This window comes from Desulfobacula sp., from assembly GCF_021107415.1.
This window is the reverse complement of record NZ_JAIOSW010000332.1, coordinates 1-3,105: the sequence shown is the minus strand read 5'-3', so window position 1 is coordinate 3,105 and position 3,105 is coordinate 1. Positions and strand designations below refer to the sequence as shown.

4 protein-coding genes are annotated in these 3,105 nt (G+C 40.9%); 2 read left to right on the top strand and 2 right to left on the bottom strand.

The genetic code is table 11. The annotated features are described in order from the left end of the window. Window positions 1–749: TRAP transporter large permease subunit (locus K8S13_RS16870; RefSeq protein ID WP_291464308.1), on the top strand; the 749-nt coding region annotated here is incomplete at its 5' end. 27 nt (window positions 750–776) lie between these two features. Next, window positions 777–1,349 carry an XRE family transcriptional regulator gene (locus tag K8S13_RS16865; protein WP_291464306.1) on the top strand — a complete coding sequence of 191 codons (573 nt, stop codon included), beginning with the start codon at window positions 777–779 and terminating at the stop codon, window positions 1,347–1,349. A gap of 12 nt (window positions 1,350–1,361) precedes the next feature. On the opposite strand, the gene K8S13_RS16860 is transcribed toward K8S13_RS16865, so the two are convergent. Together K8S13_RS16860 and K8S13_RS16855 are read right to left on the bottom strand one after the other, a co-directional pair. Then, on the bottom strand, window positions 1,362–2,840 hold the full coding sequence (locus tag K8S13_RS16860) for a DUF1302 family protein (protein ID WP_291464305.1): 1,479 nt from the start codon (window positions 2,838–2,840) through the stop codon (window positions 1,362–1,364). A 3-nt stretch (window positions 2,841–2,843) separates the two neighbouring features. Further along, the coding region (locus K8S13_RS16855) for an outer membrane lipoprotein-sorting protein (RefSeq protein WP_291464304.1) at window positions 2,844–3,105 on the bottom strand (262 nt) is incomplete at its 5' end.

The following is a 3,105-nucleotide window of genomic DNA, read 5'->3' as shown; positions in this document are numbered from 1 at the left end:
GTCTGTTTATCTTTTTGTCTACATTTTTTGGAACAAAACATGTTCCGGCTGCCCATGGAAAAGGCCCGGATTTTGATAAAACCTTTATATTAAAAATTTTCAAAGCCCTTGTACCCCCTTTATTTTTAATTCTTGCCGTACTTGGAACAATCTTTGCCGGTATAGCCACACCCACTGAATCAGGGGCGATGGGAGCGGTTGGTGCCATTATCCTGACTGGGATGAATGGAAAGCTGTCTTTTAAACTATTGCATGACGTTGCTAAGGGAACCATCAGGATGACCTGCATGGTGTTTATTATTATCATGGGAGCCACCTGCTTTGCCCTTGTGTTTCGTGGTCTTGGCGGTGATGATCTTCTCCGGGCATTTATCGACAGTATGCATCTTAGTGGGTGGCAACTGATTACCATGGTCATGGTTTTTATCTTTATTTTAGGTTTTTTCCTTGATTTTATTGAAATTACCTACATCCATATCCCCATCATTGCACCCATTGTGGTTGACTACGGGTATGATCCCCTCTGGTTCGGCATCATGTTTGCCGTAAACCTGCAAACATCATTTATGACACCCCCATTTGGGCCCTCTCTGTTTTATCTTAAAGGGGTTTGCCCACCGGAGATCAAAACAATTGATGTGTATAAAGGTATTATTCCTTTTGTAATTCTACAAATTATCGGATTAATCATTATTGCCATCTGGCCAAGTCTTGTTACCTGGCTTCCGGGAGTTGTTTACGGCAATTAAGGATGGCTTGTTTAAAAGGTTAAAACCATGAATGAAAAAATAATCTGTAATAATATTAAAAAACTTCGCAAACAAAACCATCTTACCCTGGAAAAACTTGCCGTTCTGACAGGTCTTACAAAAGGATATCTGTCAAAGGTGGAACGATCTGAAAAAGCACCGCCCTACTCCACTCTCACTAAAATAGCCGGAGCCCTCGGAGTTGAAATGACCACCATGCTGTCAGAAAACATAGAACCCTTGACAAATGTGAAACTTTGTCTTTCAAGGAGTGAAAATCGAAAAATCATTAAAGAAACCTCACAATTTTCCGGCTATGATTATGAAATCCTGGCTGAAAACAAGCCAGGAAAAAATATGGAACCCTTTATCATCCATGCGCCCTGGGAGATTAGAAAAATGTATTCCCACGAGGGTGAAGAATTTATGTATATTATGGAAGGCTCTCTTGAATTCTTATATGGGGATGAAACCTATGTATTAGAAAAAGGAGATAATGTTTACTTTGACTCCTGTGTCCCCCATTCCGGCAAAAGCCTTGGGGATAAAAAAGCCAGACTTCTGGTTGTAATCTATTTTTACAAGAGAAACCGGCAATAAAAAAATGCTGAGCTAAAAGCTGTATTTGATTTTGCAAAACAGACGGTCATTGTCACTGAGATTCTTGTATCTTGCAAGATTACCGGATTGGTAGAGTACCACACCGGCATTAAGTTGAACAGAATCACTTATATCGTACGCCATGGAAAAACGTTGGAAGGCACCATCCTGGCCGTTTATACCATATGTTGAGGTCAGAAGCGTTAAGGTCAGGGTTTCATTTAAAAAATTTCTGGTTAATCTTGCCACCCACTGAAATTCATCCTCCTGAGCATTATCCGGCGAAGACTCTAAAGTATCGTCGAAACCATTTATATGCCTGTTTACCGCTTCGATGCTCACCAGGGTATCGTTAAAACCGGAATATTCAATTCCGGCCAGTACATCTATTCTGGAATAGTCTTTATCCGGTGAATAAAAAAATTCAAATCCATCTATGTATGCAATCTCTGTTTTAAAAAGCCAGTTGCCCACGGCTGCGTTAAAGGCAGTGCCAAGCATTTTCAGACGTGCATGTTTAAGCCGGGTTTGAGGTGGCAGGCTGGTGGTCACAAGTTTCATATGGGGCATATCATTGTAATAGTCGGCCCAGTAGAATGCAATATCCCATCCACTGAAAATTCCGTTGATTGCAGCAGCATATTCACTATTTTTACGGCAGGAGTCAGGTTTATCTTCAAGGGGCAGTGGACTGGAACCCGGATAAAAGTCACTTCCGTATTCCGGACTTTTGTTAAACCGAATTTCGTGAATCACAATCCCGGTCATGCTCCAGTCACCGATATAATAATCGAACCTGGACATTGCAACCGGAAGCCGCAGGTCTTCAATATCGGTTAAGCCTGGTTCACGTATATCTAAGGGATTAAAAATATCTGTTACGCGTATGTTGTCTGATTTACCCCACACAACGATCTGGCGGCCAACTTTAATATCAAGACTCTTTGTAAGGCTCCCTTGGATATATGTTTCACCAAACTCAAGTTCTTTTTCGTAATTGTCAATCACTTCATCGGTGAATTCATCCCGGTCCTTGATTGAATAAGCAGAATCATATGCTCCCTTACCGCTTATTTGTGCCTGCCATGAACTGGAAAACTTTGCGTTTAATTCAAGATTAAGTTCTGTGCTCAGGCGTGACAGACCCCGCCAGTCGGTTTTATTTCCTTCAGGTTTATCATGGGCAAAATTGTAGGAAGCGCCGAGTTCGACATCACCGTTTAAACTGAAAACAGATGGTTTAAGTTCATCTCTTACCAGTTCAGATTCGGCTTCTTTGGTGTCGTCATCAAAGCCTTCAAGCACGTCTTGCAAAATATCATCAGGCTTTTCAGGCTTTTTATCATCAAAATCGCTAATAATTTCATCAAGTGTTTCATCCTCGACGGCAAAGGTTTGCCCTGGCAATAATAATATAAAAACCATGAAGAGAACAAAAAACGCAGCAATGGTGCAATTGCCCCGTATCAAATTTCCAGTTTCCAATTTCAATCTCTACAGCCCCTTTTCCATTCGCCGGATAGAAAACATATCAAAATCAAGATTCTGGTTGAATTTTACACCACTAAATTTAAGAATCGTTTTGTGTACTTTGTTTTTACCCTTTTTTTTAGTAACGTGCATCTCAGCTGCCACCCATATGCCGTCAATAAGGTCGAGCTTTTTAATGTCCATATATTTTTTATAGCCGCCGTCTCGAACCCAATGAAGAGCCCGGATAACAAAAAAGTTGTCCTGGCGCACAAAAATAAGTGAT